Here is a 21,768-nt window from a genome sequence, read left to right on the forward strand (position 1 = left end):
TGTCGCGGGTCACGGTCCTTCGCCCCTCGCGCGATCCGGGCATCGGGGGTCGAATAGGGGCATGGGATCCGCGCCGGACGCTGCACCGACCCCCGCCACGGCGGCCTCCTCGACCTCGGCGAGCACGACCGAACGGTCGCTCGACGCGCCGTGGTCGCGCCCGCCCGACGCCGTCCTCGCCGAGCTCGGCACGGACGCGGGCGGCCTCTCCAGCGCCGACGCCGCGACGCGGCTCGCGGAGGTGGGGCCCAACCGGCTGCCGCCGCCGCAGCGCGACCCGCTGTGGAAGCGGATCCTCGTCCACTTCGACGACATCCTCATCTACATCCTGCTCGTCTCGGCGGTGCTGAAGGCGATCCTCGGCGACTGGGTCGACTTCACGGTGATCCTCGCGGTCGCGGTGATCAACGCGGCGATCGGGTTCATCCAGGAGGGGCGCGCGGAGACCGCGCTCGAAGGTATCCGGAACATGCTGTCCGTCAACGCCGAGGTGCGGCGCGACGGTGCGTGGGCCCGCGTGGACGCCGACGACGTCGTGCCCGGCGACGTCGTGCGCGTGCGCTCGGGCGACCGCGTGCCCGCGGACGTCCGGCTGATCCAGGCGACGAACCTGCGCGTCGAGGAGTCGGCGCTCACCGGGGAGTCGGTGGCCGCGGCGAAGGAGGTCGACGCCGTCGGGGCGGACGCGGGCGTGGGCGACCGGTCGAGCATGCTCTTCTCGAGCACGCTCGTGGCCGCGGGCCAGGGCGTGGGCGTCGTCACCGCGACCGGGACGGCGACCGAGATCGGCCGGATCCAGACGATGATCTCGGAGGTCCGCAGCCTCGCGACGCCGCTGACGCGCCAGCTCGACCGGTTCGGCAAGCTGCTCGCGGTGCTCATCCTCGCGATGGCCGTCGTCATGGTCATCATCGGCCGGGTCGTGCACGACTTCTCGGTGCCCGACCTCATCTCGGCGTCCATCGGCTTCGCCGTCGCCGCGGTGCCGGAGGGCCTGCCCGCGCTCGTGACAATCACGCTCGCGCTCGGGGTGCAGCAGATGGCCCGGCGCCGCGCGATCACGCGCAAGCTCCCCGCGGTCGAGACGCTCGGCTCGGTGACCACGATCTGCTCGGACAAGACCGGCACGCTCACCAAGAACGAGATGACGGCGCGCACGGTCCGCACGAGCGGGCGCACGTTCGCGGTCGCAGGCGCGGGGTACGCGCCCGTAGGAGACGTGACCGTGCCCGACGACGCGCCCCGCCCCGGGTCGACCGACGCACCCGGCGAGGTGGACGGCGCGGGCGAGGGACCGGCGTCGGGCACCCGGCACGCGGACCTCGCCGACGACCGCGACCTCGCGGCCCTCGCGACGGTCATGATGCTGTGCAACGACGCGCGGATCGTGCCCGACGGCGAGGACACCGACGGATGGCGGCTCGTCGGCGAGCCGACAGAGGGTGCGCTGCGCACGCTCGGCATGAAGGCCGGCGTCGACCCGACGGGGTGGCGGCGCGTCGCCGTCGTGCCGTTCGAGTCCGAGAACAAGTTCATGGCCACGCTCGACGCCGACCCCGACGGCGGCCTGCACGTGCACGTCAAGGGCGCGCCCGACCGCGTCCTGGACCGCTGCGCGACCCAGGTCGCCCCGGACGGCGGCAACGAGCCGCTCGACCGCGCGTTCTGGGACGCGCAGATCGACGCGCTCGGCGGGCAGGGTCTGCGCGTGCTGGCAGCCGCGCGACGCCCGGCCGCGGACGGCACGGCGGACCTCGACGTCGCCGACGTCGCGGACGGCCTGGAGCTGTGCGGGCTCGTCGGCATCGTGGACCCGCCGCGCCCCGAGGCGATCGAGGCCATCGCCGAGTGCCGCGACGCGGGCATCCGCGTGAAGATGATCACCGGCGACCACGCGGGGACCGCGCTCGCGATCGGCCGCGAGATGGGCATCGTCGACGCCCACGACGGCTCGTCCGCGCCGGCCGTGCTCACCGGCCCCGAGCTCGAGGAGATGAGCACGGAGAAGCTGCGCCAGGTGGTGCGCGACGTCGACGTGTACGCGCGCACGAGCCCCGAGCACAAGATCCGCATCGTGTCCGCGCTCCAGTCGCACGGCGAGGTCGTCGCGATGACGGGCGACGGCGTCAACGACGCCCCCGCGCTCACCCAGGCGGACGTCGGCGTCGCGATGGGCATCAAGGGCACCGAGGCGACCAAGGAGGCCGCCGAGGTCGTGCTCGCCGACGACAACTTCGCGACCATCGAGCGGGCCGTGAAGGAGGGGCGGCGGATCTACGACAACATCCGCAAGTCCGTCCTGTTCCTGCTCCCGACCAACGGCGCACAGTCGCTCGTCATCCTCGTCGCGGTCCTGTTCGGCCTCACCCTGCCGCTCCAGCCGGTCCAGGTGCTGTGGATCAACATGATCACCGCGGTCACGCTGTCGCTCGCGCTCGCGTACGAGAAGGCGGAGCCCGACGTCATGCGCCGCGCCCCGCGCGACCCGAAGGCGTCGATCCTCGACGGCGCGTACGTGCGCCGCATCCTGCTCGTGTCGCTCCTCATCGGCGGCGCGACCATCCTGCTGTTCTACGTCGAGCGGGCGCAGGGCGTCCCGCTCGCCGAGGCGCAGACGACGGCGGTCACGATGCTCGCGCTCGGCCAGCTCGCCTACCTGTTCAACTGCCGGTTCCTCGACCGGTCCAGCCTCACGCTCGACGTGCTGCGCGGCAACCGGGTGGTCTGGGTCTCGGCGGCGACGCTGCTCGCGCTGCAGGCCGTCTTCGTCTACGCGCCGTTCATGCACTCGTGGTTCGACTCGGCGCCCATCGCGCTCGCGGAGTGGGGCAAGACGCTCGGGCTCGCGCTCGTCGTCTTCCTGCTCGTCGAGGTCATCAAGTGGGTCGGCCGGCGCTGGACGGCGCGCGACCACGTGCCCGCCCTCGTCGAGCGGGACGCCGGTCAGCGCTGAGAGGCGCGAACACCACGCGCCGCTGCACCTCGTAGCTCGTCGCGACGAGCACGGCGTCGGTGCCGACCTTGGCCGCGAGGAGCGGCAGGCCGATCCCGGTCAGCAGCGCGAGCAGCCCGTAGCTCGCCGCGAGCAGCACGGCCGCGAGCGCCACGTACCGGGCCGCCGCGACGCGCAGCGGGAGATCGCGCCCGCCCGGGAAGACCAGGCGGCGGTTCACGGCGAAGTTCACGCCCGCGCTGAGCAGGCGCGCGCCCACCACGGCCGCGAGGAGCGACCCCGTGAGCGCGTGCAGCGCGAGCAGCGCGACGACGTCGACCGCGGCCGAACCGAGCGACGACGCCGCGAACCGCAGCAGCGGCGCCCACACGCGCAGCGAGTCGGCGACGGGCCGGAAGTGCGAGGACGCGTTGTCGTCGAGGTACACCGTCGCGACGTCCACCTCGACGATCCGGCGGCCCGCGCGGGTCGCCTCGAGGAGCGCGCGCAGCTCGTACTCGTACCGGTCCCCGCGCACGGCGAGGAGATCGCCGAGCAGGCCCGGCCCGTAGGCGCGCAGCCCGGTCTGGGTGTCCCGGACACGCGTGCCGGTCGTCGCGGCGAACGCCCAGCGGGTCGCGGCGTTGCCGACGCGGCTGCGCACCGGCACGTCGCCCGCGAAGCGCCGCGCGCCGAGCACGACGGCCTCGGGCTCGGCCTGCGAGCGCGCAGCGACCCGCAGCACGTCGACCACGGTGTGCTGCCCGTCCGCGTCGGCGCACACCACGCCGTGGCCGGGCAGCCGGTCGCGCACCCACCGGATCCCGGTCCGCAGCGCGTAGCCCTTCCCACGGTTCACCGGGACGGTGAGCACCACGGCGCCCAGCGCCCGCACCGCGCGGAACACTCCCCCGCACCGCCGGTCGCTGCCGTCGTCGACCACCACGACCGGCGACTCGGGGACGGCCGCCCGCAGCGCGTCGACGAGCGCGACGAGCCGCGCGTCGGGCTGGTACGCAGGCACCACGACGGCGGTCCGCGCGACGCTCGTCGCCGGGTCGGCGGGTTGCTCGCGCGTGGTCGCGGCGGCCATCAGGCACCGTCCGCGACGTAGAGGACGTCGGACGTGCCACGCTCACGACCCTGCGACGGGCTGTTGACGACCTCGCCGTCGAACCAGAGTGTCGAGGACCCGCCGCCGTCGATGTTGTAGGCGGTCGTCGCGCCGAGGTCCTGCAGGATCCCGGCGAGCTCGGTCGTCGTCGCGCCGCGCGAGTAGCCCTCCTGACGGCCGTCCACGACGACGAGGACGAGGTGGTTCTCGTCGACGACCCCGATCGCCGTACGCGGCTGCTCGCCCTGGATCGAGTGGTTCCCGACGTTCGTGTCGACCTCGACGTCGTCGATCCCGGCCACGACCTCGCCGTCCTCGACGAGCGCGGGCCCGAACGACAGCGTGTTCCACACCCCGGCGTCGACGAGGCTCTGCGCGTCGGTCGTCGTCTCGTCGTAGACCTCGACGTGGCCGTCGCGGTAGAGCGCGAGGCCCTCGCGCGCACCCTCGTCCCGGTACACGACGCCGTTGCGGATGACGATGCCGGTGTCACGGAACCCGTAGTAGTCGCCGTTGACCGCGAGGACGGCGCCGTTGTCGGCAGCGATGTCCGACGTCGTCTCCGTGATGTTCGTGCCGAACGCGTCCTGCGCGAACGCGGAGCGCAGGTCCGTCATGTCGGAGAGCACGACGTCGGCCACGTAGTACGTCAGGGTGTCGTCCCCCGACCCGGTGGTCACCCGGGAGACCGTGATGCTCGTGCTGTCGGACGTGTAGGTGTCGCCGTCGACCGTCCCGGTGCCCACGGAGGTGCCCGCCGAGGTGCCGGTCGAGGCGCCCGCGCCGTCGTCCACCGTCGACCCCTGGCCCGACGCCCCGCTCGCGTCGAGACCCTGCGAGGCCTCGTACGCCGACACGTCGGCGATCTCGACGTGCTCGACGACGAACCGGTCCAGCGCCCACGCCGTGGCGCCTCCCAGCGGAAGCAGCACGGCGAGGGCCGTGACGATCGCGGCACGCCACCGTCGTCGGCGTCGGGACACGGGCGGCGGGGACGAGGCGGGAGGGGCGGGGTGCGGGGCGGGAGTGCTCATGTGCCGTGTCTACGGAGCGGGCGTGTGCTGTGCGGATGCCACCGCTGTCCGTCAGCTGTGAGCGGCCGCGCGGCTCCCGGGGCGTCCCGTGACCGACCTCTCAGCCCGTCGGCTTGCGTCGACCGATACCCCGGGGGGTATCGTCGGAGCATGATCCCCTCGCCCCCCGGCTCGACGACCCACTCGTCCGACCCCGACGGCCCCCGCCGCATCGTCGTCGTCGGCGGCGTCGCGGGCGGCATGAGCGCCGCCGCGCGCGCCCGCCGCCTCGACGAGCGCGCGTCGGTCATCGTGCTCGAGCAGTCCGACCACGTCTCGTTCGCGGGCTGCGGCCTGCCGTACCAGGTGGCGGGCGAGATCGCGAAGCGCGACGCCCTCCTGCTGCACACGCCCGCCTCGCTCCGCGCGAGCCTCGACCTCGACGTGCGGACGCGCCACCGCGTCACCGCGGTCGACCGCGCGGCGCGCACGGTCACCGTCGCCGCCGAGGACGGCACGTACGAGCTCGGCTACGACGCGCTCCTCCTCGCGCCCGGCGCGACCACCGTCCTCCCGCCCGTCGCGGGCCTCGACCACCCGGCCGTGCACACGCTGCGGACCATGACGGACCTCGACGCCCTGTCGGCCCGGCTCGCGCAGCTCGAAACGGAGGTCGCCGCGGGCCGCACGGCCCCGCTGCGGGCCGTCGTCGTCGGCGCGGGCTTCATCGGGCTCGAGGCCGTGGAGGCGCTCGTCGGCCGCGGCCTCACGGTCGACGTCGTCGAGCGCGCCGAGCAGGTGCTCCCGCCGCTGGAGCCCGACCTCGCGCCGCTGCTCGCGGACGAGCTCCGCGACCATGGCGTCGGGCTCCACCTCGGGACCTCCGCGAGCGCCGTCGTGCCGCAGCCCGAGGGCGCGGACCACGCCGTCGCGCTCGAGCTCGCGGACGGCACCGTCCTCGACGCCGACGTGGTGCTCGTGAGCGTCGGGGTGCGGCCCGCGAGCGACCTCGCGGCGGCGGCCGGGCTCGCGCTCGGCGAGCGCGGAGCGATCCGCGTCGACACCGACCAGCGCACGTCCGACCCGCACGTGTGGGCCGTCGGCGACGCCGTCGAGGTCGTGCACGCGGTGACCGGCGCGACGGGCCCCGTCCCGCTCGCGGGCCCGGCCAACCGCCAGGGCCGCCGCGCCGCGGACGCGATGACCGGGCACCGCACCACACCGCAGGCGCCCGTGCTCGGGACGGCGATCGTGCGCGTGTTCGGCCTCACCGCCGCCGTGACCGGGCCGAGCCACGCCACCCTGGCGGCGGCCGACGTCGTGCACGAGCAGGTGCGCGTCCATGCGGCCCACCACGCGGGCTGGTTCCCCGGCGCCGAGCCGGTCCACGTGACGGCGAGCTTCGCGCCCGACGGCCGCCTGCTCGGCGCGCAGGCCGTGGGCCGCGCGGGGGTGGACAAGCGCATCGACGTGCTCGCGACCGCGCTGCGCGCCGGGCTCACGGCCGACGACCTCGCCGAGCTCGAGCTCGCGTACGCCCCGCCCTACGGCGCCGCCAAGGACGTCGTCAACATGCTGGGGTTCGTCGCGCAGAACGTGCTCGACGGCACCATGCCGCAGTGGCACGCGGCCGACCTCGACGAGGTCGTCGCGACGTCGCTCGTGCTCGACGTCAGGTCGCGCGCCGAGCACGCCGGCGGCCACCTCGACGGCGCCCTCAACGTGCCGCACACCGAGCTGCGCGAGCGGCTCGACGAGGTGCGTGCCGCCGCGGCGGGGCGCCCCGTCGCCGTGCACTGCGCGAGCGGCGTGCGGTCGTACCTCGCCACCCGTGTCCTGCTCGCCGCCGGGCTCGACGCGCGCAACCTCTCCGGCGGCTGGCTCACCCTGACCACCACGCCGCGCGCCGCGCGCACCCTCGAAGGAGTCCCCGCATGATCGACCGTCTCCGCCGCCTGTTCTCCCGCGCGTCCGACGACGGCGGCGTGCGCCCGACCGTCGACGCCGCCACCGCGGTGCAGCTCGTCCGCGACGGCGCGACGCTCCTCGACGTGCGCGAGCGCGACGAGTGGCGCGCCGGGCACGCGCCCCAGGCCGTGCACGTGCCGCTCGCCGACGTCCCGTCGGCCGCGCCGCGGCGCCTGCAGGACGGCGCGACCGTCGTCGTCGTGTGCGCGTCGGGGATGCGCTCGCGCACCGCGGCGCGCCAGCTCCGCTCGCTCGGCTACGCCGCGACGAGCCTGTCCGGCGGGCTCGGCGCGTGGCAGGCCGCGGGCGGAGCCGTGCGACGCTGATCCTGCGCCACCACGCACGGGCCGCCCGCGGCCCCGCCGAGCCCCGACCCCCGATCGACCCCCACACCCGAGGAGACCCACCATGTGCAGTCCCGCCCTGTGCCGCACCTGCGGCAAGACCACCTGGACCGGCTGCGGCATGCACGCCGACGAGGTCATGGCCGAGGTGCCGCCCGAGCAGCGCTGCACCTGCGCCTGACCAGGCACGCCACGACGAGAACCGACAAGAACACCGACGAACGCAGGAGGACGACCGTGGAGCTCGACCCCACCGACATGGGCAAGGTCGCCAACCGGCTCAAGCGCGCCCAGGGCCAGCTCGCGGCCGTCGTGCGCATGCTCGACGAAGGGCGGGACTGCGAGGACGTCGTCACGCAGCTCTCCGCCGTCTCGCGCGCCCTGGACCGGGCCGGGTTCGCGATCATCGCGTCCGGCATGCGCCAGTGCCTCACCGAGCCGACCGCGGACGGCGAGGACCCGACGCTCGACGTGGCGAAGCTCGAGAAGCTCTTCCTCTCGCTCGCCTGAGCGCGACGGCCGGAACGCACGCGGCCCGCACCTCGCCTCACCCCTCGGGGGTGGGCGCGGTGCGGGCCGCGGCGTGTCAGCGTCCCGCGGGAGCGCCCACGCCCTCCGGGTCCTCCGCCTCGGCGTCGAGCGGCGCCGCGAACTGGCTCTCGTACAGCCGGGCGTAGGCGCCGCCGGCCGCGAGCAGCTCGTCGTGCGACCCCTGCTCGACGATCGAGCCGTTCTCCATGACGAGGATCGTGTCCGCGTCGCGGATCGTCGACAGGCGGTGCGCGATGACGAACGACGTGCGGCCCTCGCGCAGCGCGTTCATCGCCTGCTGCACGAGCACCTCCGTGCGCGTGTCGACGGAGCTCGTCGCCTCGTCGAGCACGAGGATCGCCGGGTCGGCGAGGAAGGCACGCGCGATCGTGAGGAGCTGCTTCTCCCCCGCGCTCACGCTCGAGCCCTCGTCGTCGATCACCGTGGCGTACCCGTCGGGCAGCGTGCGCACGAACGGGTCGACGTGCGTCGCACGCGTCGCGGCGAGGAACGCCTCGTCGTCCACGGTGCGGCCGTCGCGGACGCCGTAGCGCAGGTTCTCCTCGATCGTGCCCTGGAAGAGCCACGTGTCCTGCAGGACCATCCCGATGTCGGAGCGCAAGTCGTCGCGCGTCATGTCCCGCGTGTCCACGCCGTCGAGCGTGATCCGGCCCCCGTCCACGTCGTAGAACCGCATGAGCAGGTTGACGAGCGTCGTCTTGCCCGCGCCCGTCGGCCCGACGATCGCGATCGTCTGGCCCGGCTCCACCACGAGGTCGAGGTGCTCGATGAGCGGGACGTCCGGGTCGTAGGAGAACGAGACGTCCTCGAACGCGACGCGGCCGCGCACCGGGTCGACCGTCTTCGCGGGCGACGGGTCGGGCGTCTGCTCGTGGGCGTCGAGCAGGTCGTAGACGCGCTCCGCCGACGCGACGCCCGACTGGAGCAGGTTCATCATCGACGCGATCTGGGTGATGGGCTGCGTGAACTGCCGCGAGTACTGGATGAACGCCTGCACGTCGCCGAGAGTCATCGTGCCCGACGCGACCCGCAGGCCGCCCACGACCGCGACGATCACGTAGTTGAGGTTCGCGAGGAAGCCCATCGCGGGCTGGATGGTGCCCGAGATGAACTGCGCGCGGAAGCTCGCGTCGTAGAGCGCCGCGTTCTCGCGCTCGAAGTCGTCGATCGCGGCCTGCTGGTGGCCGTACACCTTGACGAGCGTGTGGCCGGTGTACATCTCCTCGATGTGCGCGTTGAGGCGGCCCGTCGCGGCCCACTGCCGGATGAACTGCGGCTGGGACCGCTTCGCGATCTGCGCCGTGACCAGCACGGACAGCGGCACGGTGACGAGCGCGACGACCGCGAGCAGCGGCGAGATCCAGAACATCACGCCGAGCACGCCGACCACCGTGAGCACGGACGTGACGAGCTGCGACAGCGTCTGCGTGAGCGTCTGGGAGATGTTGTCGATGTCGTTCGTCACGCGCGAGAGGATCTCGCCGCGCGCGTTGCGGTCGAAGTACGACAGCGGCAGGCGCGCCAGCTTGGCCTGCACCTCGCCCCGCAGCCGGTAGACCGTGCGCTGGACGACGATCGCCGTGATGCGCCCCTGGAGCCAGCCGAAGAGGAACGAGCCGACGTACACGGCGAGCACCCACGCGAGCACGGTCGCGAGCGCGGTGAAGTCGATGCCCTCCCCCGGCACGAGCCCCGGCACGCCGGAGACGAGGTCGGCGACCTGGTCCTGGCCCTGCGCCCGCAGCGCCTCGACGGCCTGCTGCTGGGTGACGCCGGCCGGGAGCTGCGAGCCGACCACGCCCGCGAAGATGATGTTCGTCGCGTTGCCGAGGAGCTTCGGTCCGGCGACCGCGAGTGCCACGGACACCACGCCGAGGATCACGACGGCGACGATCGGCACGCGCTCGGGGCGCAGCGATCCCACGAACCGGCGCAGGGAGCCCTTGAAGTCCAGCGCCTTCTCCCCGGGGACGCCCATGCCGCCCATGGGGCCGTGCCCGCCGCCACCGCGGGGTCGGCCCGCGAGCCGGGTCGCGGCGACGTCGCGCCCGCCGGCCGCCGTGGGTGCGCCGATCTCGGGAGCGCCGTCGCCCGACGTCGCGGGCGTGCGCGAGGCGTCCTGCTCGCCGCTCATGCTGCCTCCTCGATCGAGAGCTGGGAGTAGACGATCTCCTGGTACGTCTCGTTGGACTCGAGGAGCTCGGCGTGCGTGCCGCGACCGACGATGCGGCCGTGGTCGAGCACGAGGATCTGGTCGGCGCCCCGGATCGTCGCGACGCGCTGCGCCACGACGATCACGGTCGAGCGCCGCGTGCGGGGCGCGAGCGCCGCGCGCAGGCGGGCGTCCGTCGCGTAGTCGAGCGCGGAGAACGAGTCGTCGAACAGGTACACCGCCGGGTCGCGCACGATCGCGCGGGCGATCGCGAGCCGCTGGCGCTGCCCGCCCGAGAAGTTCGTGCCGCCCTGCGCGACCGGTGCGTCGAGTCCGCCGTCGAGCGCCTCGACGAAGTCGCGCGCCTGCGCCACCTCGAGGGCCTCCCACATCTGCTCCTCGGTGGCGTCGGGCCGCCCGTAGCGGAGGTTGTCGGCGACCGTGCCGGAGAAGAGGTAGGCCTTCTGCGGCACGAGGCCGAGGAGGGAACCGAGGTCCGCGCCGGTGAGGTCGCGCACGTCGGTCCCGTCGATCCGCACGGCGCCGCCCGTCACGTCGAACAGCCGCGGGACGAGGTTGAGCAGCGTGGTCTTGCCGGAGCCGGTCGAGCCGATGATCGCCGTCGTCCGCCCGGGCTCGGCGACGAACGACACGTCGTGGAGCACGGGCTCCTCGGCCCCCGGGTAGCGGAACTCGACGCCGTCGAGCTCCACGCGGCCCGTCCGCGTGGTGAGGGCGACCGGCCGCTCGGGCTCGACGACCGTCGCGCGGGTCTGCATGACGTCGGTGATGCGCTCCGCGGAGACGGCCGCGCGCGGCACCATCATGAACATCATCGTCGACATCATCACGGCCATGAGGATGTACATGAGGTAGGACAGGAACGCGGTGAGCGCCCCGACCTCCATGTCGCCGGCGTCGATCTGGCGCCCGCCGAACCACAGCACCGCGATGCTCGACGCGTTCATGACGAGCATGACGGTCGGGAACATGAGCGCCATGAGCTTGCCCGCCTTGAGCGAGACGTCGAACAGGGCGTCGTTCGCGACGTCGAACCGCTCGGCCTCGCGACGCTCGCGCACGAACGCGCGGATCACGCGGATGCCGGTGATCTGCTCGCGCAGCACGGCGTTGATGCCGTCGATCTTCTTCTGCATCTGCCGGAAGTAGGGCACCATCCGCCAGATGATGAGCCCGACGCTCACCCCGAGGACGGGCACGATGACGAGCAGCAGGCCGGAGAGCTCGACGTTCTCCTGCAGCGCCATGACGACGCCGCCGACCAGCATGATCGGCGCCATGACCATGATGGTCAGCGAGAGCAGCACGAGCATCTGCACCTGCTGCACGTCGTTCGTCGTGCGGGTGATGAGGGACGGCGCCCCGAACTGGCCCATCTCCTGGGCCGAGAAGCGCTGCACGTTGGTGAACAGCCCGGCGCGCACGTCGCGGCCGAACGACATGGCGACCCGCGCGCCGAAGTAGACGGCCGCGACCGCGCACACGACCTGGCCCAGGCTCACGAGGAGCATGAGGCCGCCGGTGCGCATGATGTACGCGGTGTCGCCCTGCGTGACGCCCTGGTCGATGATGTCGGCGTTGAGGCTCGGCAGGTAGAGCGACGCGAGCGTCGCGAGGAGCTGGAGCACGAGGAGGACGACGATCGGCGTCCGGTAGGGACGCAGTCGCGTCCGCAAGAGGCTGACGAGCATGGGCTTCCTGTCCGGGTGGGGGCTGCGGGACGAGGGCGCGAGCCGCGGGTCGCGGGTGCGCGGGGCGGGCGGCACCGGGCGAGAGTGCGCGCGCGTCGTGGACGGGCCGCCGGTCAGGGCGACGGGTCGGTCGTGACGTCCGCCCCGATGCCGCCGAGGATGAGGTCGGCGAGCTGCACGGCGTCGAGCCTGTCACCGCCCGAGAGGTGCGGCAAGGCGTTTCCGAAGACGAGAGAGAACAGCGCCCGCGCGGCCAGCGCCGGGTCCACGCGCAGCTGCGCCCGGTGCGCCGCGAGCTTGCTCTCGATCGCCGCGACGATCTCGCGGGCCGAGCGCTCCCGGGCGTCGAAGCCCGCGCGACGGGCGTCCGAGCCGTCCCCGGCCCGCATCCGGCGCACGGCCTCGGCGCGGTCCGCCGTCGCGCGGTGCGGGTCGAGCACCTGGTGCGCCGCGGCGAAGATGCGCATCCCGACGCGCTGCGCCTCGAGCAGGAACTCGACGATGCTCACGACGAGCGGGCGCAGCCCGTCGTCGTCCGGGAGCGTGCCGATCGCGGCGACGGCGGGCGCCGGGTCGAGCGAGCGCACGACCGCGGCGTGCAGGATCTCGTCCTTGTCCGCGAACGCGCGGAACAGCGTGCCCTCCGCGACGCCCGCGGCGTCGGCGATCTGACGCGTCGTCACGGCGGCGCCGTGCTGGACGAGCAGCGGGATCGTCGCGGCGGCGATCGCGTCACGGCGCTCCTCGCGCGAGAGCGGCCGTGCGCGGGTGCGCTCCGGGGTGGACGCCTCGGACCGCGCGCCCGAGGGCGCGTCGAGAGGAGCGTCGGGCGGGGCGTCGGGCGGGGCGTCGGAAGGCACGGAGACGGGTACCACGCCTCGACGGTAACTGAGTGAGCACTCACTCTCAAGGTCGTCCGCTCCCGGCGAACCTCCCGCGGGCGGCACGACGACGCCCCCGCACCCGGGTGGGTGCAGGGGCGTCGTCGTGCGTGGCCGGGGGCCACCGCGGCCGCTAGAGCCGCGCGGTGGCGCCCCGTCAGTGCCGCGGCGAGAAGGACGGCGGCCCGCCGGCGGGCGGCTCGTCGCGCGGGGGCTCGTCCGTGGTGGGCGCGTCCTCGACGATCGGCCGCGGGGGCGGCGGCGCGTACTGCGACGGCCCGCCCAGCGGACGCGGCGTGGCGGTCCCGGGCTCCGGCGCGGCCGCGTGGTGCTCGCCGGGGCCGCCCGGGTGCTGGCCCCGCTCGGTCTGCGGGTCGAACGGCAGGCCCGACCGCGTGCCCGAGCTCGTCGCGTCCGCGGTCGCGGCCTCCGCCTGACGCCGCGCCTCGGCCAGGGCCTCGGCAGGGTCGGTCAGCGACGGGACGCCGAACTTCACGCGGTCGCGGTCGCGCTCGCGACGCGCCTCGGCGCTCGCCTCGGCCGCCTCCGCGTCCTCGGCGGGGCCCCCGCTCGGCACTCCCCCGCCGTCGATCCCCGGCACGCCGCCGAACCCCTTGGCGATCGAGCCGAGCGCCGCCGTGAACTCCGTCGGCACGACCCACAGCTTGCTCGCCGTGCCGTTCGCGATCTGCGGGAGCATCTGGAGGTACTGGTAGGCGAGCAGCTTCGGGTCCGCGTCGCCCTCGTGGATGGCGTCGAAGACCTGGAGGATCGCGCGCGCCTCGCCCTCGGCCCGGAGGATCTGGGACTGCGCGTCACCCTCGGCCCGGAGGATCGCCGCCTGCTTCTCACCCTCGGCCGTGAGGATCTGCGACTGCTTGACACCCTCCGCGGTGAGGATCGCGGCGCGGCGGTCACGCTCGGCGCGCATCTGCTGCTCCATCGAGCCCTGCACGCTGGGCGGCGGGTCGATCGACTTGAGCTCGACGCGGTTCACGCGGATGCCCCAACGACCGGTCGCCTCGTCGAGCACGCCGCGGAGCTGGCCGTTGATCTGGTCGCGGCTCGTGAGCGTCTGCTCGAGGTCCATCGAGCCGATGACGTTGCGCAGGGTCGTGACGGTGAGCTGCTCGATCGCGGTGATGTAGTTCGCGATCTCGTAGACCGCGGACTTCGGCTCGGTGACCTGGAAGTAGATCACCGTGTCGATGCTCACCACGAGGTTGTCGGACGTGATGACCGGCTGCGGCGGGAACGACACGACCTGCTCGCGTAGGTCCACGGACGCGCGGACGCGGTCGATGAACGGCACCAGCAGGTGCAGGCCCGGCTCGAGCGTGCGCGAGTACCGGCCCAGGCGCTCGACGATGATCGCGACCGCCTGCGGCACGATGCGCACCGCCTTGACGAGCGCGACGATCACGAAGATGAGGATCAGCGCGAGGACGACGTACGCGAGGATCGTTCCGGGACTGGGGTCGTTCATCGACTGCCTCCTGGTCGTCGGTCGCGCGACCGGTCGCCCGGCGGCGCGGTGCGGGTGTGCCGGCTGGTCACGACCCGGTGGGATGCTGGGCGGGCAGCGGCGCGACGACGGCCGTCGCGCCGTCGATCCGGACGACGCGCACCTCCGTGCCCACGGGGATCTGCGGCGCGTCGGGCTCGGTCCGCGCGGTCCAGACCTCGCCGACGAGCTTCACGCGGCCGCCGAACTCGCTCACGCGGTCGACGGCGAGCGCCGTGCGGCCGACGTGCGCCGCGACGTTCGTCTCCGTGAGCGGGACGCGCGAGCGCAGGTGCCGCAGGAGCCACGGGCGCAGCGTGAGGAGCAGGATGACGCTCACGACCGCGAACGCGACGATCTGGAGCCAGAGCGGCCCGCCGGCGGCGTTGACGCCGGCCGCGGCGAGCGATCCCCCGGCGAGCATGATGAGCACGAGGTCGAGCGAGATGATCTCCACGAGACCGAGGAGCAGTGCCGCTCCGACCCACCACAGCCAGTCCATCTCGACCCCCGTTCCCACGTGCGCGCTTTACGTGTACTTTACCGAATTTCCGCCCGCGGTGCACGCCCCGGGCGCTTGCCGCGCGCGGAGGTCACGCCCGCGCGGCGCGCGCCATCCACCGGCCGCCGCCGTGCGCGACGAGCAGCGGCACGCCGAACGCGTCGCTGAGGTTCTCCGCGGTGAGCACCTCGCGGATCGGGCCGGCGGTGTGCACGACGCCGTCCTTGAGCAGCAGGACGTGCGTGAAGCCCGGCGGGATCTCCTCGACGTGGTGCGTGACGAGCACGAGGACCGGCGACGCCGGGTCCCCCGCGAGCTCCGCGAGCGCGCCCACGAGCTCCTCGCGGCCCCCGAGGTCGAGGCCCGCGGCGGGCTCGTCGAGCAGCAGGAGCTCCGGGTCCGTCATGAGGGCGCGCGCGATCTGCGTGCGCTTGCGCTCCCCCTCGGACAGCGTGCCGAAGGTGCGGTCCGCGAGGTGGTCGACGCCGAACGCGGCGAGCAGGTCGTCCGCGCGCTGCGCGTCGAACTCCTCGTACTCCTCGCGCCACCGGCCCGTGACGCCGTAGGCGGCGGTGAGCACGACGTCGCGCACGGTCTCGTCGCCGGGGATGCGGTCGGCCAGGGCCGCGGACGCGAGCCCGACGCGCGGGCGCAGCTCGAACACGTCGACGCGGCCGAGCCGCTCGCCGAGGACGTCGGCTGTGCCGGCCGTGGGGTGCATGCGTGCGGACGCGATCTGCAGGAGCGTCGTCTTGCCGGCGCCGTTGCGGCCCAGCACGACCCACCGCTCGCCCTCGTTCACCTGCCAGTCCACCGCGTCGAGGATGGTCTTGGGGTGGCGTCGGACGGTGACGCCCTTCAGGTCGAGAACCGCGCTCATGGTCACCGACCCTATAGGTTGGCCGTCGTGGTCTCACACTCGTCCGGGGGTCCGCACGACGCCCCGCAGCCCGCCCCGGGCCCCGGCTCCGCGTCGAGCGCGGGCGCCCTGCCCCGCAGCGCCCTGCTCGCGCTCTGGCTGCGCGCCGCGCGCCTCGGCGACGACGACGGGACGGCTCGCCTCGTGCGCGCCGTGGAGCGCGACGACGAGCCGCACGTGGTCTCCGGGGCGCTCGGCGACGTCCGGCTCGCGGACCTCGCGGGCGCGTGGGTCGGCGACGCGCGCGAGGTCGTCGCGCTCGCGCCGGTCCCCGGCGACGTGTCGGGCGTCCCGCCCGAGGTCTCCGCGCGCGCGACGGACGCGGGCGAGTGCGTCGTGGTCACGACGTCGTCCGGGTCGTGGGCGCTCGTGCCGGAGGTCACGGAGTTCGGCAGCGACCTGGAGCCGGGCCACCTCGTCACGTGGCACGTCACGCAGGTCGGGTCGTGGAGCGCCCGCGTGCTCGGCGCGGTCGGGTCGCTCCCCGAGGCGGAGCGCGACCTGCGCACGGCGCTGCTCCTGGCCACGCGCGCCCTCGACGAGCTCGACGTCGCCCGCTGGCGCGACGACGCCGCGGGCGCCATCGCCGACCTGCGCGCGGGCGGCGCCCCGACCTGGCAGCTCCCGCCCGGCGTCCCGCCGCGCGCCGTCCAGGTCCTCGTGCAGGCCGTGCGCCTGCGCGCGATCGTCGACCTCGCGACCGCCGACGACGGCGGCGCCGTCAACCTCTGGCAGGCCGACCAGCGCTCGACGGCGCTGCGCGAGGTCGACCGCGCGTCCCGCCACGCCGTGGGCGCCGCCACGTTCTGGACCGCCACGGCCTGACCCGGACCGCGGACCGCCACCGCCCGGCCCGGTCCGCGCGGGGTCGGCCGTCAGGCGCGCGACGTCACGTACGCGTCGAGGTGGGCGAGCGAGGAGGCCATCCCGGCGGCGTGGTCCGCCGGGGAGATGCCCGGCGGCACGCCGGTCGCGCGGACCGTGACGCGCGCGCCGTCCCCGACCGGCTCGACGGTCCACGTCATCGTCATGGTCCCGGCGAACGCCGGGTCGTCCGCGGCGAAGACGACCTCCTGCACGACGCTCCGGCCCGGGACGAGGTCGACGACGTCGACGTCGACGACGTCGGTCCCCTCTCCCGTCTTCCCGGGGTCGGCCTGCGGGTCGTCGTAGGCGAGGACCATGCGGTAGCCGCCGCCGGGGCGCAGGTCGAAGCGCTCGAAGCTCCCCGTCATGCCGTCGGGCGGGAGCCAGGCCGCGAGCGCGTCCTGGTCGACGAGCGCGCGGTACACGGCGCGGGGCGCGGCGGCGACGAGGCGCGACGCCTCGTCGACCCGGCCGCTCCCCGGGGTGCTCACGACTGCCCCAGCACCGTCCGGTAGATCTCGAGCGTGCGCTCGCCGATCGCGTCCCACGCGAAGTGGTCCTCGACGCGCTGTCGGGCCGCGCGGCCCATCGCGGCGGCCCGCTCGGGGTCGTTCACGACCTGCGTGAGCGCGGCGGCGAGGTCGGCGACGAAGCGGTCGGGGTCGAGCGGCGTGCCCGTGCCGTCGTCCGCCTGGTCGATCGGCACGAGGAGGCCGGTGACGCCGTCGTCCACGACCTCGGGGATGCCGCCCGTGGCGGTCCCGACGACGGGCAGCCCGACGGCCATCGCCTCGAGGTTGACGATGCCGAGCGGCTCGTACACGGACGGGCAGACGAAGACGGTCGACGCGGCGAGCACCGCGACGAGCTCGGCGCGCGGCAGCATCTGCTCGATCCAGACGACCCCGCTGCGCTCGGCCTGCAGCTCGGCGACGGCGCCGCTCACCTCCGCGGCGATCTCCGGGGTGTCCGGGGCGCCCGCGCACAGGACGAGCTGGACGTCGTCGGGCAGCGAGCGCGCGGCCCGCAGCAGGTACGGCAGCCCCTTCTGGCGCGTGATCCGCCCGACGAACACCACGGCGGGCTTCCCGGGGTCGATCCCCAGGTCACGCACGACGCGGTCGGCGACGTCCTGCTGCACGCCGGGCTCGGGGCGGCGCCAGCCGTCGAGGTCGATCCCGTTGTGCACGACGTGCACCTTCGCCGGGTCGACCTGCGGGTAGACGCGCAGGATGTCGTCGCGCATCCCGCCGGAGACCGCGACGATCCCCGCCGCGCCCTCGTACGCGGTGCGCTCCGCCCACGACGACAGCGCGTACCCGCCGCCGAGCTGCTCCGCCTTCCACGGCCGCAGGGGCTCGAGCGAGTGCGCGGACAGCACGTGCGGGACGCCGTGCAGCAGCCCCGCGAGGTGGCCCCCGAGGTTCGCGTACCAGGTGTGCGAGTGCACGAGGTCGGCGCCCGCGACGTCGTCGGCCATCTGCAGGTCGACGCCGAACGTGCCGAGCGCGGCGTTCGCCCCGGACAGGACGCCGGGCACGGAGTAGCCGGTCACGCCGTCGTCGCCGCGCGGGCCGTCGAAGCAGCGCACCCGCACGTCGACGTGGCGCCGCAGCACCGCGGACAGCTCGGCGACGTGCACGCCGGCCCCGCCGTAGACGTGCGGCGGGTACTCACGGGTCAGGAGGTCGACTCTCACGCGCCACACCGTAGCCGAGTCGCCCGCCGCGGACCCCCGGTGGGCGGGGCCGACGCGACCCGCGCCCAGGATGCGGGTCCTGCTGCGTGGTCCCGCCCCGAGGGGCTACCGTCTGGGCATGGCCGCCGCACCCCGAGTCCTCGCCATCGTCCTCGCCGGGGGCGAGGGCAAGCGCCTCATGCCGCTCACCGCCTCGCGGGCCAAGCCCGCGGTGCCGTTCGGGGGCATCTACCGCCTGGTCGACTTCGCGCTGTCGAACCTCGTGAACTCGCACTACCTGCACATCATCGTGCTCACGCAGTACAAGTCGCACAGCCTCGACCGGCACATCACGAAGACGTGGCGCATGTCGTCGCTGCTCGGCAACTACGTCGCGCCGGTGCCCGCGCAGCAGCGCGTCGGCAAGCACTGGTACCTCGGCAGCGCGGACGCGATCTACCAGTGCCTCAACATCATCGACGACGAGCGTCCGGACATCGTCGTGGTCGTGGGCGCGGACCACGTGTACCGCATGGACTTCTCCCAGATGGTCGACGCGCACGTCGAGTCCGGCGCGCAGCTCACCGTCGCGGGCATCCGCCAGCCGATCTCGATGGCGGACCAGTTCGGCGTCATCGAGACCGACCCGAAGGACCCGACGAAGATCGCCGCGTTCCGCGAGAAGCCGTCGGACCCGGTGGGCCTCGCCGACTCCCCGGACGAGGTCCTCGCCTCGATGGGCAACTACGTCATCGACACCGACGCGCTGGTCGAGGCCGTCACGTCCGACGCCGCGAACGCGGACTCCCGCCACGACATGGGCGGCGACATCGTGCCCGCCTTCGTCGAGAAGGGCACCGCGGCGGTCTACGACTTCATCCGCAACGACGTGCCGGGCTCGACGGACCGCGACCGCGACTACTGGCGCGACGTGGGGACGATCGACTCGTACTACGACGCGAACAAGGACCTCATCGCCGTCACGCCGGTCTTCAACCTCTACAACGAGGAGTGGCCGCTGCACACCGGGTACACCGGTCTGCCGCCCGCGAAGTTCGTGCACGCCGGGCGCGGCCGCCTGGGCCACGCCGCGGACTCGATCGTCTCCCCCGGCGTGATCATCTCGGGCGCGACGGCGGTCGGCTCCGTCCTGTCGCCCGGCACCTACCTGCACTCGTGGTCGTCCGTCTCGGACTCCGTGCTCATGGACGGCGTGCAGGTGCACCGCCACGCGCAGGTGCACCGCGCGATCATCGACAAGAACGTCGTCGTCGGGGAGCAGGCCCGCATCGGCCTCGACCCGGAGCAGGACCGCGCGCGCGGCTTCACGGTCACCGAGTCCGGGATCACGGTCGTCCCCAAGGGGACGGTCGTCGAGTGACGCCTTCCCCGACCGGCGTCGTGCACGTGCCCGACGCCGCGCCGAGCCCTGCCCCGCCCGCGACCGCCAGCCCGAGGAGCCCTCGCGTGACCCCCGACCCGCCGAGCGCCCCCGTGCGGCTCCTCGTCATGGACGTCGACTCGACGCTCATCGAGCAGGAGGTCATCGAGCTCCTCGCCGACCACGCCGGCACGCGCGGGGAGGTCGCCGCGGTGACCGAGCGCGCGATGCGCGGCGAGATCGACTTCGGCGCCTCGCTGCGCGAGCGCGTCGCGACCCTCGCGGGCGTGCCCGTCGAGGCGTTCGACGACGTCCGCGCACGCGCGACCTTCACCCCCGGCGTCCGTGAGCTCGTGGCCGAGGCCCGACGCCGCGGCTGGGAGGTCGCGCTCGTCTCGGGCGGCTTCGAGGAGGTCGTGGCCGGGCTCGCGGCCGAGCTCGGCATCACGCGCTTCCGCGCGAACCGGCTCGAGGTGTCCGGCGGGCGGCTCACGGGCCGCACGACCGGGCCGGTGGTCGACCGTGCGGCGAAGGAGGCCGCGCTGCGCGAGTTCGCGGCCGAGCTCGACCTGCCGATGAGCGCGACGATCGCCGTGGGCGACGGCGCGAACGACCTCGACATGATCGGCGCCGCGGGCGTCGGCATCGCGTTCGCGGCCAAGCCCGTCGTGCGCGAGCAGGCGCCCTACGGCGTCGACGGACCGCGTCTCGACGCGGTGCTCGCGGTCGTCGACCAGGTCGACGCCGCGCGCTGACGCCGGACGCACGAGAGCCCTGGCACCGTGGGGTGCCAGGGCTCTGTCGTGCGGGTGCGCCGGGACCGGGTCAGGACGGGCGGCCCACGTAGGTCAGCAGGGCGGCCTGCGGCTCCCACGCGTCCCACGACGCCCCGGCCTCCAGGACCGAGTACGTCGCGGTCGGCACGCCGACGCGCACCTGGGCGAGCGCGCCGCCGTCGGACGCCGGGTCCGCCAGGTACGACGCGGTGGCCGCCATCGTGGGCTCGTGCCCGACGACGAGCAGTGTGCGGACGCGCGGGTCCGTGGTGCGCAGGAGGTCCAGGACGTCGGCGACGTCGGCCGCGTAGAGGCCGTCGCTCACGAGCACGTCGGGCGCGACGTCGCCCAGGTGCGCCGACAGGAGCTCCCACGTCTGACGCGTGCGCAGCGCCGAGGAGCACAGCACGCGCTCGGGGACGAGCCCCGTCTCGCGCAGCGCCGCGCCGACACGCACCGCCTGCCGGCGGCCGTTCAGCGCGAGGGGGCGCAGCACGTCGTCGACGCTCCCGCCGCCGGGCTCGGCCTTCGCGTGGCGCAGCAGGACGAGGCGGCGCGTGCCGCCGTCGGGGGTCTGCGCGCCGTTGCGCTCCTCCGCGGTCACTGCCCCATGGCGTGCACGCCGCCGTCGACGTGCACGATCTCGCCGGTCGTCGCCGGGAACCAGTCGGACAGGAGCGCGACGACCGCGCGCGCGGCGGGCTCCGCCGTCGTCTGGTCCCAGCCGAGGGGCGCCCGGTTCGGCCAGGCGTCCTCCATCTGCGCGAAGCCCGGGATGGACTTCGCCGCCGTGGTGCGGATCGGGCCCGCGGAGACCAGGTTGGCCCGGATGCCGTCGGGGCCGAGGTCGCGCGCGAGGTAGCGGTTCGCGGACTCGAGGCCCGCCTTCGCGACGCCCATCCAGTCGTAGACCGGCCAGGCGAACTGCGCGTCGAACGTGAGGCCGACGACGGCGCCGCCGTCGGTCATGAGCGGCTTCGCCGCGACCGCGAGCGACTTGTAGGAGAACGTCGAGACCTGGAGCGCGGTCGCCACGTCCTCCCAGGTGCCGGAGAGGAAATTGCCGCCCATGACGCTCTGCGGCGCGAAGCCGATGGAGTGCACGACGCCGTCGAGGCGGTCCGTGTGCTCACGCACCGCGTCCGCGAGGCCGGCGAGGTCGTCGTCGTTCGTGACGTCGAGCTGCACGACGGGCGCCTCGACCGGCAGGCGCTTCGCGAAGGCCTGCGTGAGCTTCATCTGGCGGCCGAACGAGGAGAGCACGACCTCGGCACCCTCCTCCTGTGCGAGCCGCGCCGCGTGGAACGCGATCGAGGAGTCGGTGAGCACTCCCGTGACGAGGAGCTTCTTGCCGTCGAGCAGACCCATCGGTTTCCTTCCGTCGTGCGCCCGCTGTGGGCGCGCTGAGGCGAGCGTACTGAAAGAGAGGTGGGGCGGGCGCGTCGGTGACGGCGCCGCGGGACGGGCGCGCGA

19 protein-coding genes are annotated in these 21,768 nt (G+C 74.2%); 7 read left to right on the forward strand and 12 right to left on the reverse strand.

Translation table 11 applies throughout. From position 1 onward, the window contains the following. The first annotated feature begins 61 nt into the window (after positions 1-61). Complete coding sequence (locus MT994_RS04345; protein WP_354805271.1) at positions 62-2,953, forward strand: cation-transporting P-type ATPase; 2,892 nt, start codon at positions 62-64, stop codon at positions 2,951-2,953. On the opposite strand, the gene MT994_RS04350 is transcribed toward MT994_RS04345, so the two are convergent. Then, on the reverse strand, positions 2,877-4,025 hold the full coding sequence (locus tag MT994_RS04350) for a glycosyltransferase (protein ID WP_354805273.1): 1,149 nt from the start codon (positions 4,023-4,025) through the stop codon (positions 2,877-2,879). The two genes, MT994_RS04345 and MT994_RS04350, sit on opposite strands and share 77 nt — an antisense overlap. Continuing rightward, positions 4,025-5,080, reverse strand: a complete 1,056-nt coding sequence (locus tag MT994_RS04355) for a phosphodiester glycosidase family protein (protein WP_354805275.1) — start codon at positions 5,078-5,080, stop codon at positions 4,025-4,027. Before MT994_RS04355 ends, MT994_RS04350 begins: the two co-directional genes overlap by 1 nt. Before the next feature lie 150 nt (positions 5,081-5,230). Between MT994_RS04355 and MT994_RS04360 the strand changes: the two genes are divergently transcribed. From MT994_RS04360 to MT994_RS04370, 3 genes are all read left to right on the forward strand, one after another. Then, positions 5,231-6,997, forward strand: a complete 1,767-nt coding sequence (locus tag MT994_RS04360; protein WP_354805277.1) for an FAD-dependent oxidoreductase — start codon at positions 5,231-5,233, stop codon at positions 6,995-6,997. After that, positions 6,994-7,353 carry a rhodanese-like domain-containing protein gene (locus tag MT994_RS04365; protein ID WP_086150608.1) on the forward strand — a complete coding sequence of 120 codons (360 nt, stop codon included), beginning with the start codon at positions 6,994-6,996 and terminating at the stop codon, positions 7,351-7,353. Before MT994_RS04360 ends, MT994_RS04365 begins: the two co-directional genes overlap by 4 nt. 255 nt (positions 7,354-7,608) lie before the next feature. Beyond that, a complete protein-coding gene (locus tag MT994_RS04370; RefSeq protein ID WP_354805278.1) occupies positions 7,609-7,881 on the forward strand; it encodes a metal-sensitive transcriptional regulator in 273 nt (90 codons plus the stop codon). A 76-nt stretch (positions 7,882-7,957) separates the two neighbouring features. On the opposite strand, the gene MT994_RS04375 is transcribed toward MT994_RS04370, so the two are convergent. From MT994_RS04375 to MT994_RS04400, 6 genes are all read right to left on the reverse strand, one after another. After that, positions 7,958-9,910 (reverse strand): ABC transporter ATP-binding protein, encoded by a 1,953-nt coding sequence (locus MT994_RS04375; RefSeq protein ID WP_354805477.1) that lies wholly within the window; start codon positions 9,908-9,910, stop codon positions 7,958-7,960. Between the two features lie 143 nt (positions 9,911-10,053). Further along, positions 10,054-11,787, reverse strand: coding sequence for an ABC transporter ATP-binding protein (locus MT994_RS04380; protein ID WP_021483161.1), 1,734 nt, complete (start codon positions 11,785-11,787; stop codon positions 10,054-10,056). A gap of 113 nt (positions 11,788-11,900) precedes the next feature. Continuing rightward, positions 11,901-12,662, reverse strand: a complete 762-nt coding sequence (locus MT994_RS04385; RefSeq protein WP_354805279.1) for a helix-turn-helix domain-containing protein — start codon at positions 12,660-12,662, stop codon at positions 11,901-11,903. 163 nt (positions 12,663-12,825) lie between these two features. Further along, positions 12,826-14,154, reverse strand: coding sequence for an SPFH domain-containing protein (locus tag MT994_RS04390; protein ID WP_354805280.1), 1,329 nt, complete (start codon positions 14,152-14,154; stop codon positions 12,826-12,828). Between the two features lie 67 nt (positions 14,155-14,221). Continuing rightward, positions 14,222-14,692: an NfeD family protein gene (locus MT994_RS04395; protein WP_306303300.1), complete on the reverse strand. Its 471-nt coding sequence runs from the start codon at positions 14,690-14,692 to the stop codon at positions 14,222-14,224. 73 nt (positions 14,693-14,765) lie between these two features. Continuing rightward, entirely contained in the window at positions 14,766-15,554 is a 789-nt protein-coding gene (locus MT994_RS04400) for an ABC transporter ATP-binding protein (RefSeq protein WP_021483599.1), read from the reverse strand. 27 nt (positions 15,555-15,581) lie between these two features. Here MT994_RS04400 and MT994_RS04405 point away from each other — a divergent pair, with 27 nt between their 5' ends. Beyond that, positions 15,582-16,418 (forward strand): hypothetical protein, encoded by an 837-nt coding sequence (locus tag MT994_RS04405; RefSeq protein WP_354805282.1) that lies wholly within the window; start codon positions 15,582-15,584, stop codon positions 16,416-16,418. Between the two features lie 50 nt (positions 16,419-16,468). On the opposite strand, the gene MT994_RS04410 is transcribed toward MT994_RS04405, so the two are convergent. Together MT994_RS04410 and glgA are read right to left on the reverse strand one after the other, a co-directional pair. Then, positions 16,469-16,951, reverse strand: a complete 483-nt coding sequence (locus MT994_RS04410; protein WP_354805284.1) for an SRPBCC domain-containing protein — start codon at positions 16,949-16,951, stop codon at positions 16,469-16,471. Continuing rightward, on the reverse strand, positions 16,948-18,159 hold the full coding sequence (glgA, locus tag MT994_RS04415) for a glycogen synthase (protein ID WP_354805286.1): 1,212 nt from the start codon (positions 18,157-18,159) through the stop codon (positions 16,948-16,950). Before glgA ends, MT994_RS04410 begins: the two co-directional genes overlap by 4 nt. Before the next feature lie 118 nt (positions 18,160-18,277). Here glgA and glgC point away from each other — a divergent pair, with 118 nt between their 5' ends. Both glgC and serB read left to right on the forward strand, forming a co-directional pair. Next, positions 18,278-19,519, forward strand: coding sequence for a glucose-1-phosphate adenylyltransferase (gene glgC / locus MT994_RS04420; RefSeq protein WP_034655614.1), 1,242 nt, complete (start codon positions 18,278-18,280; stop codon positions 19,517-19,519). 86 nt (positions 19,520-19,605) lie between these two features. Then, complete coding sequence (gene serB / locus MT994_RS04425; protein ID WP_354805288.1) at positions 19,606-20,274, forward strand: phosphoserine phosphatase SerB; 669 nt, start codon at positions 19,606-19,608, stop codon at positions 20,272-20,274. 70 nt (positions 20,275-20,344) lie between these two features. On the opposite strand, the gene MT994_RS04430 is transcribed toward serB, so the two are convergent. Both MT994_RS04430 and fabI read right to left on the reverse strand, forming a co-directional pair. After that, complete coding sequence (locus tag MT994_RS04430; protein WP_354805289.1) at positions 20,345-20,899, reverse strand: histidine phosphatase family protein; 555 nt, start codon at positions 20,897-20,899, stop codon at positions 20,345-20,347. After that, positions 20,896-21,663, reverse strand: coding sequence for an enoyl-ACP reductase FabI (gene fabI, locus MT994_RS04435; protein WP_021483251.1), 768 nt, complete (start codon positions 21,661-21,663; stop codon positions 20,896-20,898). The genes MT994_RS04430 and fabI overlap by 4 nt, the downstream gene beginning before the upstream one ends. Between the last annotated feature and the right edge of the window lie 105 nt (positions 21,664-21,768).

This window comes from Cellulosimicrobium sp. MI9406 (genome assembly GCF_040595865.1).
GTDB lineage: Bacteria > Actinomycetota > Actinomycetes > Actinomycetales > Cellulomonadaceae > Cellulosimicrobium > Cellulosimicrobium funkei.